Genomic DNA, 13,315 nt, shown 5'->3' on the forward strand with positions numbered 1-13,315 from the left:
GTGTGGTGACCGGAGGTCACCACACGCCTGCTCCCGGTTCCACCCTAGGCGGCGGGCTCGTCGTTGTCCGTCGTGCGCGCGATCGCCACGATCGACACGTCCTCGGGCAAGTTCATGAGCTTGACACCCATGGTGGCCCGGTCCTTGTTGTGGCGCACGCCGTTGACCGGCGTCCGGATCACGCCGCCGCCGGAGGTGATGGCGTACAGCTCGTCGCCGAGCCGGACCGCCAGCGCCCCGACCAGGGCGCCCTTGCGCGCCTTCGGGTCCGCGGTGAGCACGCCCTTGCCGCCGCGGCCCTGCGGCGGGTAGTTCTCGATGCCGGTCCGCTTGGCGAAGCCGCGCTCGGTGGCGACGAGGACGTCGACGCCCTCCTCCACGACCATCATCGACAGCAGCCGGTCACCGGGCGCCAGCGAGATGCCGCGCACGCCCTCGGTGGCCCGGCCCATCGGCCGCAGCGTGGCGTCGTCGGCCTTGAACCGGATCGACATCGCCGAGCGGGTGACCAGGAGCAGGTCCTGCTCGGGGTCGATCAGCGCCGCGCCGACCAGCTCGTCGCCGTCGCGCAGGTTGATCGCGATGACACCGCCGCTGCGCGGGGAGTCGAAGTCCGACAGCCGGGTCTTCTTCACCTGCCCGTTGGCCGTCGCCAGCACCAGGTACGGCGCGACGCCGTAGTCCTTGATCTGCATGACCTGGGCGATCCGCTCGTCCGGCTGGAACGCCAGCAGGTTGGCCACGTGCTGGCCGCGGGCGGTGCGGTTGGCCTCGGGCAGCTCGTAGGCCTTGGCCCGGTACACCCGGCCCTTGGTCGTGAAGAACAGGATCCAGTCGTGGGTGGAGCCCACGAAGAAGTGGTCGACGATGTCGTCCTGCTTAAGCTGGGCGCCCATCACGCCCTTGCCGCCCCGCCGCTGCGACCGGTAGAGGTCGCTCTTGGTCCGCTTGGCGTAGCCGGTGCGGGTGATGGTGACGACGACCTCCTCCTCCGCGATGAGGTCCTCCATCGTCACGTCGCCGTCGTTGGCCACGAACTTGCTGCGGCGCTCGTCGCCGTACTTCTCGACGATCTCCTCGAGCTCGGAGCGGACCAGCTGCCGCTGCCGCTCCGGGGAGTCGAGGATCGCCTGCAGGTCGGCGATGCGGGCCTCGATCTCGGCCAGCTCGTCGAGGATCCGCTGCCGCTCCAGCGCGGCCAGCCGGCGCAGCTGCAGGTCGAGGATCGCGGTCGCCTGGACCTCGTCGACGTCGAGCAGCTCCATGAGGCCGGTGCGGGCGGCCTCGGCGGACTCGCTGTTGCGGATGAGCGCGATGACCGCGTCGAGCTGGTCGAGGGCCTTGGCGTAGCCGCGCAGGATGTGCGCGCGCTCCTCGGCCTTGCGCAGCCGGTAGCGGGTGCGCCGGACGATGACCTCGATCTGGTGGTTGACCCAGTTGCGGACCAGCTCGTCCAGGCGCAGCGTCCGCGGGACGCCGTCGACGATCGAGAGCATGTTGCAGCCGAAGGAGGTCTGCAGCTGCGTGTGCTTGTACAGGTTGTTCAGCACGACCTTGGCCACGGCGTCGCGGCGCAGGGTGATGACGAGCCGGCGGCCGACGCGGTCGCTGGACTCGTCGGCGATCTCGCTGATGCCCTGCAGCCGGCCGTCCTTGACCGCCTCGGCGATCGCCTCGGCCAGGTTGTCCGGGTTGACCTGGTAGGGCAGCTCGGTGACGACGAGCTGCACGCGGCCGCGGCTGTCCTCCTCGACCGTGACGACGGCGCGCATCTTCACCGAGCCGCGGCCGGTGCGGTACGCGTCCTCGATGCCCTCGCGCCCGACGATCAGGCCGTGGGTCGGGAAGTCGGGGCCCGGGATCGCCTTCATGCAGGCGGTGAGGGCCTCCTCCGGCTCCGCGTCCGGGTTGTCGAGCATCCAGTAGGCGGCCTCGGCGACCTCGCGCAGGTTGTGCGGCGGCATGTTGGTCGCCATGCCGACGGCGATCCCCGCCGAGCCGTTGATCAGCAGGTTGGGGATCCGCGAGGGCAGGACCAGCGGCTCCTGCGTGCGGCCGTCGTAGTTCGCCTGGAAGTCGACGGTCTCCTCGTCGATGCCGGCCAGCATCTCCATGGCCAGCGGCGTGAGGCGGCACTCGGTGTAGCGCATGGCGGCCGGCGGGTCGTTGCCCGGCGAGCCGAAGTTGCCCTGGCCGTCGATGAGCGGGTAGCGCATCGACCACGGCTGGGCCAGCCGCACGAGGGCGTCGTAGATCGCCGAGTCACCGTGCGGGTGGTAGTTGCCCATGACCTCGGCGACCGGCCGGGCGCACTTGACGTAGCCGCGGTCGGGGCGGAAGCCCTGGTCGTACATGGCGAAGAGGACGCGGCGGTGCACCGGCTTGAGGCCGTCCCGCACCTCCGGCAGCGCGCGGCCCACGATGACGCTCATCGCGTAGTCGATGTAGCTGCGCTGCATCTCCTGCTGCAGGTCGACCGGCTCGACGCGGTCGCGGGCAGGGGTCTCGGTCACTGGTCAGATCTCCACGGGTGAGTGCACAGGAGTGGACGAACGCGCTGGTCGGGCGCCGGTTCGGGGACCGGGGGGCGGGCGTCGGACGCCGTTCCCCCGGCCCCGGTGCGGCGGCTAGACGTCCAGGAAGCGCACGTCCTTGGCGTTGCGGGTGATGAAGCTGCGGCGGGCTTCGACGTCCTCGCCCATGAGCACGCTGAACAGCTCGTCGGCCGTCGCGGCGTCCTCGAGGGTGACCTGGCCCAGGAGGCGGGTCTCCGGGTTCATCGTGGTCTCCCACAGCTCGCTGGCGTTCATCTCGCCGAGACCCTTGTAGCGCTGGATGCCCTCCTCCTTGGGCAGCTTCCGGCCGGCCTCGGCGCCGGCCTTGAGCAGCGCGTCGCGCTCGCGGTCGGAGTACGCGTACTCGTCGCCGACCTTGCCGCCCCACTTGATCTTGTAGAGCGGCGGCCGGGCCAGGTAGACGTGCCCGGCCTCGACCAGCGGCCGCATGAAGCGGAACAGCAGGGTCAGCAGCAGGGTGCAGATGTGCTGGCCGTCGACGTCGGCGTCGGCCATCAGCACGATCTTGTGGTACCGGAGCTTCGACAGGTCGAACTCGTCGTGGATGCCGGTGCCGAAGGCGGTGATCATGGACTGGACCTCGGTGTTCTTGAGGACCCGGTCGATGCGCGCCTTCTCGACGTTGATGATCTTGCCGCGGATCGGCAGGATCGCCTGGAACATCGAGTCGCGGCCGGACTTGGCCGAGCCGCCGGCCGAGTCGCCCTCGACGATGTAGATCTCGGAGTTGCGCGGGTCGGTCGAGCGGCAGTCGGCGAGCTTGCCCGGCAGCGAGTTGTTGCTCAGCAGGTTCTTGCGGGCGAGCTTGCGGGCGTCCTGCGCGGCGCGGCGGGCGCGGGCGGCCGAGGCGGCCTTGGTGATGATGGTCTTGGCCTCGGTCGGGTTGGCCTCGAACCAGTGCGAGATCTGGTCGTTGCAGACCTTCTGCACGAAGCCCTTGACCTCGGTGTTGCCGAGCTTGGTCTTCGTCTGGCCCTCGAACTGCGGGTCGCCGATCTTGACCGAGACGATCGCGGCCAGGCCCTCGCGGATGTCCTCGCCGGTGAGCTTCTCGTCCTTCTCCTTGAGCAGCTTCTTCTCGACGGCGTAGCGGTTGACGATCGACGTCAGCGCCGCGCGGAAGCCCTCCTCGTGGGTGCCGCCCTCGTGCGTGTTGATGACGTTGGCGAAGGTGTAGACCGACTCGGAGTACGCGTCGGACCACTGCATCGCGACGTCGACCGACATGCGCATGTCGTTCTTGCCGGTGCCCTCGGCGCCGAAGCTGATGACCGAGCGGTGGATCGGCGTCCGCTTGGCGTTGATGTGCCCGACGTAGTCGATCAGGCCGCCCTCGTAGTGGTAGGTGACCTCGGTGGCCTCGAAGGCCTGCTGCTCGGCACCGGGCTGCGGGGCGGACTCGGCGACCGACACCTCGTCGGCCACGCCGGTCTCGGCCTTGCCCTGGCCGGGCCGCTCGTCGCGCAGGACGATCTTCAGGCCCTTGTTCAGGAAGGCCATCTCCTGCAGCCGGCGGCTGATGGTGTCGAACGAGTAGGTCGTCGTCTCGAAGATGCCGCCGTCGGCCCAGAAGGTGATCTGGGTGCCCTGCTTGGAGGTCGGGCCGACCTCCTCCAGCTTGCCGGGCTTGGCGAAGTCGTAGGACTGGTGCCACTCGCGGCCGTCGCGCCAGATGCGGACGTCCAGCGCGGTGGACAGCGCGTTGACGACGGTGACGCCGACGCCGTGCAGACCGCCGGAGACGCCGTAGCTCTTGCCGTCGAACTTGCCGCCCGCGTGCAGGACGGTCATGACGACCTCGACGGTCGGCCGCTTCTCGACGGGGTGCAGGTCGACGGGGATGCCGCGGCCGTTGTCCTCGACGCGGACGCCGCCGTCGGCCAGCAGGGTGACCCGGACGGTGTCGCAGTAGCCGGCCAGCGCCTCGTCCACGGCGTTGTCCACGACCTCCCACACCATGTGGTGGAGGCCGCGCTCACCTGTGGAGCCGATGTACATGCCGGGCCGCTTGCGGACCGCCTCGAGCCCCTCGAGGACGGTGATGGAGCTGCCGGAGTAGGAGTTCTCGGTCTTCGGTCGAGCGACCACGTGGGGCCCTTCTGTCGCGCTCCCGGCATGCGGGCACCTCTCCACGGAGAGGGGCCCCGGGGGCGCACAGCGCCGCTCAGCCGGATGCTGGGGATTCCTGTCCTCCATGTTACCGGGTCCACCGACAGAAACCGCGTCGCGCAGGCCCTCAGGCCGCCGCTGCGCCACTCGCGGCTCGCGACGTACCACCGGTGTTGCCCCGGGGGTCGACACGCCCGCCCAGGGGCCGCTGGGCCGGTCGACCGGACGGCACCGTCCGCCGGCGACTCCCAGACTGGTCGACATGCAGCCCGCAGCCCGCTCCCTCACCTGTCTCGTCACCGGCGCGACCGGGTACGTCGGTGGCCGGCTGGTCCCGGAACTGCTGGCCGCCGGCCACCGGGTCCGGGTCCTCACCCGCTCACCGCGCAAGCTGCGCGACGTCCCCTGGCGGGACCGGGTCGAGGTCGCCGAGGGCGACGCCGGCGACGCCGACGCCGTCCGCCGCGCCTGCGAGGGCGCCGACGTCGCCTACTACCTGGTCCACTCGCTGGCGATCGGCCGCGAGTTCGAGGAGCGGGACCGGCACACCGCGCGGGTCATGGCCGACGCGGTGCGGGAGGCCGGCGTCGGGCGGCTGGTCTACCTGGGCGGGCTCGAGCCGCAGGACGAGGAGCTGTCCCCGCACCTGCGCTCGCGGGCGGAGGTGGCGCGCATCCTGCTCGACTCCGGCGTGCCCACCGTGGTGCTGCGGGCCGCGGTCATCCTCGGCTCGGGCTCGGCGTCGTTCGAGATGCTGCGCTACCTCACCGAGCGGCTGCCGGTCATGGTCACGCCCCGCTGGGTGCACAGCCGCATCCAGCCGATCGCCATCCGCGACGTGCTCCGCTACCTGGTCGGCTGCGCCACGCTGCCGCCGGACGTGCACCGCTCCTTCGACATCGGCGGACCCGACGTCATGGACTACGCGCACATGATGCAGCGGTACGCCGAGGTCACCGGGCTGCCGCGGCGGCGGATCCTGCCCGTCCCGATCTTCACGCCGTCGCTGTCCAGCCACTGGGTCGGCGTCATCACGCCCGTCCCGGCGTCGATAGCCCGGCCGCTGGTCGAGTCCCTGCGCAACACCGTCGTCTGCGCCGAGCACGACGTCGCGCGGTACGTGCCCGACCCCCCGGAGGGCCTGCTCGGCTTCGACGAGGCGGTGCTCCTGGCGGTGCAGAAGGTCCGCAACAACGCCGTCGACACCCGGTGGACCGGCGCCTCGGTGCCCGGGGCGCCGTCGGACCCGCTGCCCTCCGACCCCGACTGGGCCGGCGGCAGCCTGTTCCTCGACGAGCGGACGCGGGAGACCGACGCCTCGCCGGAGGCCCTGTGGCGGGTGGTCGAGGGCATCGGCGGGGAGACCGGCTGGTACAGCTTCCCGCTGGCCTGGGAGGTGCGCGGCTGGCTGGACCGCGCCGTCGGCGGGGTGGGGCTGCGCCGCGGCCGGCGCGACCCCAGCGACCTCTACGTCGGCGACGCGCTGGACTGGTGGCGGGTGGAGGAGTTGGAGGAGGGCCGGCTGCTGCGGCTGCGCGCGGAGATGCGGCTGCCCGGCCTGGCCTGGCTCGAGTTCCACGTGGAACGTGCCGAGGACGGGCGCACCCGGCTGCGCCAGAAGGCGACCTTCCACCCCTTCGGCCTGCTCGGGCAGCTCTACTGGTGGGGCATCTCGCCGTTCCACGGCGTCGTCTTCGGCAGCATGGTCCGCAACCTCTGCAAGGCCGCGGAGGCGCAGGACGGCAAGGGCGCGACGGCGGCCTCGCGAGCCGCGTAGCACCTCGTCGGCCTGCCGGCCGACACCGCGGTCAGGTCCCGTCCCCCGGCTGCTCGGAGCCCTTCCCGGCGCTCGATCGCGAGACCCTCCGGGCCCCACTCCTCCCGCCGCCCCGCGGGGCAGCCCACCTGGCGATCCCGCGGCCGCCCGTCAGACCAGGAGCTGGGCGGAGGCGAGCTCGCGGTAGAGGGGGCTGGTCTCCACCAGCTCGGCGTGCGTGCCGCGGGCGACGACCCGGCCGCCGTCGAGGACGACGATCTGGTCGCTGTCGAGCACGGTGGACAGCCGGTGGGCGACGACGAGCAGCGCCCGGTCGGCGGCCGCGGCGGCCAGCGTCTCGCGCAGCAGGGTCTCGTTGCGGGCGTCGAGGCTGGCGGTCGGCTCGTCGAGCAGCAGCAGCGCCGGGCGGGCGAGCAGCGAGCGCGCGATGGCCAGCCGCTGCCGCTCACCGCCGGACAGCAGCACGCCCTCGTCGCCGACCGGCACGTCCAGCCCGCGGGTCGAGCGCTGCACCACGCCGGTCAGCCCGACGTCGGCGAGCACCGCCCACAGCTCGTCGTCGCCGGCGTGCGGCGCGGCCAGCAGCAGGTTCTCCCGCACCGTCCCGGCGAGGACCGGCGCCTCCTGCTCGACGTAGCCCAGCTGCGCGCGCAGTGCCGCGCGGGGCAGCTCGCGGACGTCGGTGCCGGCCCACCGGATCACCCCGCCGGTCAGCGGGTAGAAGCCCTCCACCAGGGCGAGCACCGTGGACTTCCCCGCGCCGGACGGCCCGACCAGCGCCACCCGGCCGCCCGCCGGCACGGTGAGCGAGACCCCGCGCAGCACCTCCGTGCCGTCGGGGTAGGCGAACGAGACGTCGTCGAGCTCGAGCAGCGGGACCCCGGGCGCCGGCGCGCGCGGGGCGGTCGTCACGCCGCCCACCTCCGCGACGGCGTCCCGCTCGGGCTCGAGGACCAGCACCTCCTGGATGCGGGCCAGCGCGCCGAGCCCGGTCTGCAGCTGGGTCCACGCCGAGACCGCCTGGCCCAGCGGCATGACCAGCAGGAACAGGTACAGGATGAAGGCGACCAGGTCGGCGACGGCGATCGAGCCGGTGGCCACCCGGTACCCGCCGAGCCCGAGGACGGCGAGGAACGCGCCCTGCACGGCGATCGAGCCGGCCGGCGCGACCAGCGCCTGCACCCGCGCCACCGAGACCCCCGCCCGGTAGGCCCGCGCCGCGCTGTCCCCCACCGCGTCGACCTCGCGCGCGGTGGCGCCACTGGCCCGGATGGTGCGCACCGCCGACAGCGCCCGCTCGACGGCCGCCGTCATCGCGCCGACCTCCTCCTGCGCCAGCCGCGAGAGCCGGCGCACCCGCCGGCTGGTGCTCACCACGACCGCCATGCCGACCGCGACCGCGCCGAGCGTGACCAGCAGCAGCCAGACGTCGACCAGCGCCATGGCCACGAGCGCGCCGATCCCGACCACCGCGGAGCCGGCCACCTCGACGACGCCGGAGGTGACGGTGGCGCGCAGCAGCGTGGTGTCGGCACCCACCCGCGACATCAGGTCGCCGGTGCGCCGCCGGTCGTACTCGGCCACGGGCAGCCGCAGCAGCCGGTCGGCCACGGTGCGCCGGGTGGTGAGGACGACGCCCTCGCCGGTGCGCTGCAGCAGGTAGGACTGCCCGGCGTCCAGCACCGCCCCGGCGACCAGGACCAGGACCAGCGCGGCGACGGCGGGCAGCAGCGGCCGGCCGGCGCCGACGGCGGCGATGACCCGCCCGGTGAGCGCCGGCTGGGCCAGCGCGGCGGCCGCGCCGACCAGCGACAGCCCGGCGGCCAGCAGCAGCGGCCGCCGGTGCGGGCGGAGCAGGGGCAGCAGGTCGCGCAGCCCCGCCGCGGGTGCGGCCGTGGGGCCGACGACGGCCTCGGGAGCGCTCAGGAGACGCCGGCCAGGGCGGAGACCATCGCCCCCAGCAGGCGGGCGTGGTGCTCGATCAGCTCGGGCCGCTGCCCGTCCGGGCGGACCGCGGCGAGGTGGCCGGCGGCCGTCCAGAACTCGTCGCCGTCGTCGGAGGCCATCAGCAGCCCGCGCACCGTCTGGTCACCGACCAGCCGGCGGACCGCCTCGCCGTCCTCGGCGGCGAGCAGCACCCAGCGGGCGTCGAAGGCCTCGTCGCCGCTGGGCACGTGCAGCAGGCCGCCGGTGCGGTGCCGCCAGAACCGGGCCGGGGACAGCCGCAGGCCGGGCAGCGGCAGCAGCACCGGTGCCGCGGTGACCGCCCACTCGGGCACGGTGTACCGCTTGTCGGTGAACACGACGTCGAAGGCGACCAGCTCGAGGGTCCCGGCGCGCCCGCGCATCACCCCCGCCGGCCGGTGGTCCTTGGTGGCACGGACCGGTGCGGTGGCCACCAGCTCGGCGAGGACGGCGTCCTGGGGCGCGGTGCCGTCGGAGATCTCCCAGCCGTGCTGCAGCGCCCAGCCCTGCGCCCCGACGGTGTCGCCCTGGTAGCGGAACACCTGCTCGACGACGCCGGGGGTGCGCTGCCGCGGAGCGGGCGGGGCCCAGGAGACGACCGGCCCGGGGCGGGCCGGCTCCTGCTCCCGGTCACCGTCGCCCGGCCCGCCCTCGCCGAGGTGGGCCGGCTCCTGCCAGCCGTCCCGGTCGCGCGGGTCGTCGTCGCGGGGTCTGTCGTCGTGCGGGCTGCTCATCGGGGCACCGTCCTCATCCGTACGTGTCGCGGGGCCCCCGTCCGCGGACCGACCGCGGACCCTTCTTCCAGCTGGGGGCCGTCGGACCGACAACGCGCAGCCGGGTCACCACGTCCCCGCCGACCTGGGCGCGCAGCCTGGCGAGGATCGTCGGGGCGAGCAGCCGCAGCTGGGTGGCCCACGCGGTGGACTCCGCGACGACGAGCAGCTCGCCCTCGGTCAGCGTCTCCGGGCGGCAGTGCGCGGCGATGTCGGGGCCGACCAGCGCCGACCAGCGGCCGAACACCGCGCCGACCCGGGTCTGCTCCGACCAGTCCTGCGCGCTGACCAGCGAGTCGACCAGCCGGCCCAGCGGCTGCGGGTCGTCGTCGCCCGGGCGCGGGCCCGTCCACCTCCGCCGCGGGCCCGCCACCCGGCGGCGGGTGGGCGCCGGGCGGGCGGCCGACGCCGCGCGGGCCGCCTCCAGCGCGGCGCGGGCGATGTCGCTGGGCCGGGCCGGCCGCTCGTCAGCCACCGTCGACCTCCTCACCGTCGGCGCCCGCCTCGACCAGCGTCGCCGTCCCCTCGCCCACCTCGACCCGGGCGCCGCGGAGCTCGCCGGGCACGTCGTCGAGGACGGCGGCCGTGATGAGCGTCTGCTCGGCGCCCCGGGCGACCTCGGCCAGCGCCGCCCGCCGGCCGGCGTCGAGGGTGGCGAAGACGTCGTCGAGGACGAGGATCGGCTCCTCGCCGTCGGCGCGCAGCAGGCCGAAGCAGCCGAGCTTGAGCGCGAGCGTCAGCGACCAGGACTCGCCGTGGCTGGCGAAGCCCTTGGCCGGGGCCGGGCCCAGGTGCAGGACGAGGTCGTCGCGGTGCGGGCCGACCAGCGTCATCCCCCGGTCCACCTCGTCACGGCGCCGCTCGGCGACCCGCTCGCGCAGCGCCACGGACAGCTCCGCCGCCGACGGCGTCGCGGTGCCCTCGGGCAGCGGGGCGCCGTCGCCGGCCAGCGGCACGGTGCTCGCGTAGCCCAGGCCCGCGGCCGCGGCGCCCGCGCCGGCCACGGTGGCGTAGGCGCGGGCGACGTGCGGCGCGAGGTCGGCGACCAGCGCCAGCCGGGCGGCCAGCAGCTGCCCGCCGAGCTCGACGAGGTGGGCGTCCCAGACGTCGAGGGTGGCCAGCGCGTCGCCCCGGGCCAGCCGGGCGGTCTTGAGCAGGGCGTTGCGCTGCTTGAGCACCCGCTCGTAGTCGCTGCGCACCCCGGCCAGCCGCGGCGTGCGGCTGACCAGCAGGTCGTCGAGGAAGCGGCGCCGCTCGGCCGGGTCGCCGCGCACCAGCGCGAGGTCCTCGGGGGCGAACAGCACGCTCTTCACCAGCCCGAGCAGCTCGCGCGGGCGCGGCAGCGCCGCCCGGTTCACCCGCACCCGGTTGGCCCGGCCCGGGTTGACCTCCACCTCGACCAGCAGCTCGCGGTCCTCCCGGCGCAGCGCCGCCCGGACGACGGCCTGCCCCGCGCCGTGGCGCACCAGCGGCGCGTCGGCGGACACGCGGTGGCTGCTCATGGTCGCGAGGTAGCCGACCGCCTCGACGAGGTTGGTCTTGCCCTCGCCGTTGCGGCCGACGAACACCGTCGGGCCGGGCCGCAGCGCCAGGTCGACCTTCTCCCAGCTGCGGAAGTCGACGAGCTGGAGGTGCCGGACGTACATCAGCGTCCGGCGGGGAGGACGACGACCGTGCTCACGCCGGCCGCTCGACCTCCTGCGCCCTGACGGCGTGCACCGCGTGCCCGCCGAACTGCTGGCGCAGTGCGGCGACCGCTTTCATCGTCGGCGAGTCGTCCTGCCGGGAGACGAACCGGGCGAACAGCGACGCGGCGATCGTCGGCATGGGGACGGCGTGGTCGATGGCCTCCTGCACCGTCCACCGGCCCTCCCCGGAGTCCTCGGCGTAGCCGCTGATCTTCTCCAGCTGGGGGTCCTCCTGCAGCGCGCGGACCAGCAGGTCCAGCAGCCACGAGCGGATGACGGTGCCCTGCGTCCAGGACGCGATGACGCCGGGCACGTCCTCGACCAGGTCGACGGCGGCGAGCAGCTCGTAGCCCTCGCCGTAGGCCTGCATCAGCGCGTACTCGATGCCGTTGTGGACCATCTTCGCGTAGTGGCCCGCACCCACCGGGCCGGCGTGCACGAAGCCCGCCCCCGGCATCTCCTGCCCGGACTCGTCGGTCGGCGTCGGCGGCCGGAGGGCGTCGAACACCGGCTGCACCTTGGCGACGTCGTCCTTCGAGCCGCCGACCATGAGGGCGTAGCCGTTCTCCAGGCCCCAGACGCCGCCGGAGACGCCGGCGTCGACGTAGCCGATGCCCTTCTCGCCGAGCATCTCGGCGTGCACCTTGTCGTCGGTGAACTTGGAGTTCCCGCCGTCGACGACGACGTCGCCGGGCTCGAGCAGCTCACCGAGCTGGCGCACCGTCTCCCGGGTCGGCTCGCCGGCCGGGACCATCACCCACACCACCCGCGGCGCGGACAGCGCGCCGACCAGCGCCTCGAGACTGTCGACGTCCCGCTTCTCCGGGTGGTGGTCGAAGCCGACCACCTCGTGGCCGGCGCGGCGCAGCCGCGTGGCCATGTTGCCGCCCATCTTGCCCAGCCCGATCAGCCCCAGCTGCACGGCTCAGTCCTTCCCTCGCGGTCGTCATGGCACGGGCGCACGCGACGGTGCGGGTGCCCGCGGTGTGCGGTGCCCTCCCGGGCTGCCCGGGACACCTCCGGGCTGACGTCGGCCGACGTCAGCCCGGCAGGCGCACCGGCATGATCAGGTAGCGGTAGCTGCCGGGGCGCTCCACCGGGCGCTCGCCGCCGTCCTCGTCGTCCGTCGCCGGGTCCTCGACGCCGGAGAGCACCGCGGGCTTGAGCGGGCTGGTGAAGTCCATCCGCGCCCGGCCGGTGTGCACCGCGGCCAGCCCGTCCAGCAGGAACGTCGGGTTGAAGCCGATGGTCAGCGGGTCGCCCTCGAACTCGACGTCGCAGCGCTCCTCGGCCTGGCCCTCGTCGTCGCTGCCGCCGGCGCGCAGCGTGACCTGGCCGGGGGTGAACTCGCAGCGCAGCGGGGTGCCGCGCTCAGCGACCAGGGCGACGCGCTTGGCGGCGTCGGTGAACTGCACGACCGGCAGCGTGGCGTGCGCGGCCGACTCGCTCGGCATGATCGCGCGGTACTTGACGAACTCGGCGTCCAGCAGCCGGGTGGTGGTCTGCCGGTCCTTGCCCGACAGGCCGAGGATGCCCTCGCCGGACCCGCTGGAGGACAGCGAGACCACGATCTCCGGGCCGCTGGTGAGGGTCCGGGCGGCGTCGGCGAGCGTGCGCGCCGGGACCAGCACCGCGGCCGAGATGCCGGGGGTCTCCGGGCGCCAGGCGAACTCGCGCACGGCCAGCCGGTAGCGGTCGGTGGCGGCGAGGGTCACCCGGTCGTCGTCGATCTCCAGCCGGACGCCGGTGAGCATGGGGAGGGTGTCGTCGCGGCCGGCGGCGACGGCGACCTGGCCGACCGCCTCGGCGAAGACGTCGCTGTCCACCACGCCGGCCGACGACGGCATCGCCGGCAGCGACGGGTAGTCCTCCACCGGCAGCGTGGGCAGGCTGAACCGCGCGTTGCCGCAGGTGATCGCCAGCCGCGGGCCGTCGGCGCGGACGTCGACCGGCTGCGGCGGCAGCGCGCGGGTGATCTCGGCGAGCAGCCGGCCCGGGACCAGCACGCGGCCGCTCTCCCCCGCCTGCACGTCGACCTCCGCGCGCGCGGAGACCTCGTAGTCGAAGCCGGAGACCGACAGCTGGCTGCCGTCGACCTCGAGCAGGATGCCGGCGAGGACCGGCACCGACGGCCGCGGCGGGAGGCTGCGCGCCGTCCACGCGACGGCATCCGCGAGCACCTCGCGTGTCACCCGGAACTCCATGACCGACCCACCCCAGCTCTGCACGGCCCACTGCTGTCGTCTGCGCACCCCGGTGCCCCGGCGTCCGTGCGGACCGGGAACGGGGCTCCGTGTCTGTTGCGTCGTTCATCGTGCCCGTCGGGGTGTGGATGGGGGAACCCGGGACCCGATCAGGTGGCCGCTCCTGCTTCCTCCTGCTCTCGGCTGCCGTCCCGCTGCGGCCCCGGGGCCCCTCCGGGCCGCA

9 protein-coding genes are annotated in these 13,315 nt (G+C 74.0%); 1 reads left to right on the top strand and 8 read right to left on the bottom strand.

The annotated features are described in order from the left end of the window. Positions 1–44: 44 nt before the first annotated feature. Positions 45–2,513 carry a DNA gyrase subunit A gene (gene gyrA / locus ACI8AK_RS19550; RefSeq protein ID WP_456903451.1) on the bottom strand — a complete coding sequence of 823 codons (2,469 nt, stop codon included), beginning with the start codon at positions 2,511–2,513 and terminating at the stop codon, positions 45–47. A gap of 114 nt (positions 2,514–2,627) precedes the next feature. Next, positions 2,628–4,664, bottom strand: a complete 2,037-nt coding sequence (gyrB, locus tag ACI8AK_RS19555; protein ID WP_387988643.1) for a DNA topoisomerase (ATP-hydrolyzing) subunit B — start codon at positions 4,662–4,664, stop codon at positions 2,628–2,630. Between the two features lie 283 nt (positions 4,665–4,947). On the opposite strand from gyrB, the gene ACI8AK_RS19560 reads away from it, so the two are divergent. Continuing rightward, positions 4,948–6,462, top strand: a complete 1,515-nt coding sequence (locus tag ACI8AK_RS19560) for an SDR family oxidoreductase (protein ID WP_456903452.1) — start codon at positions 4,948–4,950, stop codon at positions 6,460–6,462. Positions 6,463–6,612: 150 nt separating this feature from the next. Here ACI8AK_RS19560 and ACI8AK_RS19565 read toward each other — a convergent pair whose 3' ends face one another. The 6 genes from ACI8AK_RS19565 to dnaN all read right to left on the bottom strand — a co-directional run bounded on the left by ACI8AK_RS19565 (position 6,613) and on the right by dnaN (position 13,116). Beyond that, the gene (locus tag ACI8AK_RS19565; RefSeq protein WP_456957662.1) at positions 6,613–8,388 is read right to left on the bottom strand and encodes an ABC transporter ATP-binding protein; all 1,776 of its coding nucleotides are present in this window, start codon (positions 8,386–8,388) and stop codon (positions 6,613–6,615) included. Continuing rightward, the gene (locus tag ACI8AK_RS19570; RefSeq protein WP_387988641.1) at positions 8,385–9,161 is read right to left on the bottom strand and encodes a hypothetical protein; all 777 of its coding nucleotides are present in this window, start codon (positions 9,159–9,161) and stop codon (positions 8,385–8,387) included. The genes ACI8AK_RS19565 and ACI8AK_RS19570 overlap by 4 nt, the downstream gene beginning before the upstream one ends. A gap of 13 nt (positions 9,162–9,174) precedes the next feature. Next, positions 9,175–9,675, bottom strand: coding sequence for a DUF721 domain-containing protein (locus ACI8AK_RS19575; protein ID WP_387988640.1), 501 nt, complete (start codon positions 9,673–9,675; stop codon positions 9,175–9,177). Then, the gene (recF, locus tag ACI8AK_RS19580; protein ID WP_456957629.1) at positions 9,668–10,846 is read right to left on the bottom strand and encodes a DNA replication/repair protein RecF; all 1,179 of its coding nucleotides are present in this window, start codon (positions 10,844–10,846) and stop codon (positions 9,668–9,670) included. Before recF ends, ACI8AK_RS19575 begins: the two co-directional genes overlap by 8 nt. Positions 10,847–10,877: 31 nt before the next feature. Continuing rightward, positions 10,878–11,810, bottom strand: a complete 933-nt coding sequence (gene gnd, locus ACI8AK_RS19585) for a phosphogluconate dehydrogenase (NAD(+)-dependent, decarboxylating) (protein WP_387988638.1) — start codon at positions 11,808–11,810, stop codon at positions 10,878–10,880. A 118-nt stretch (positions 11,811–11,928) separates the two neighbouring features. Continuing rightward, positions 11,929–13,116: a DNA polymerase III subunit beta gene (gene dnaN, locus ACI8AK_RS19590; RefSeq protein ID WP_387988637.1), complete on the bottom strand. Its 1,188-nt coding sequence runs from the start codon at positions 13,114–13,116 to the stop codon at positions 11,929–11,931. Between the last annotated feature and the right edge of the window lie 199 nt (positions 13,117–13,315).

It is taken from the genome of Geodermatophilus sp. SYSU D00867 (assembly GCF_054050315.1).

Excerpts from the sequence above, each read along its gene's own strand:
- recF (WP_456957629.1), bottom strand. The coding sequence starts at position 10,846 with ATGTACGTCCGGCACCTCCAGCTCGTCGACTTCCGCAGCTGGGAGAAG.
- ACI8AK_RS19570 (WP_387988641.1), bottom strand. The coding sequence starts at position 9,161 with ATGAGCAGCCCGCACGACGACAGACCCCGCGACGACGACCCGCGCGAC.
- ACI8AK_RS19560 (WP_456903452.1), top strand. The coding sequence starts at position 4,948 with ATGCAGCCCGCAGCCCGCTCCCTCACCTGTCTCGTCACCGGCGCGACC.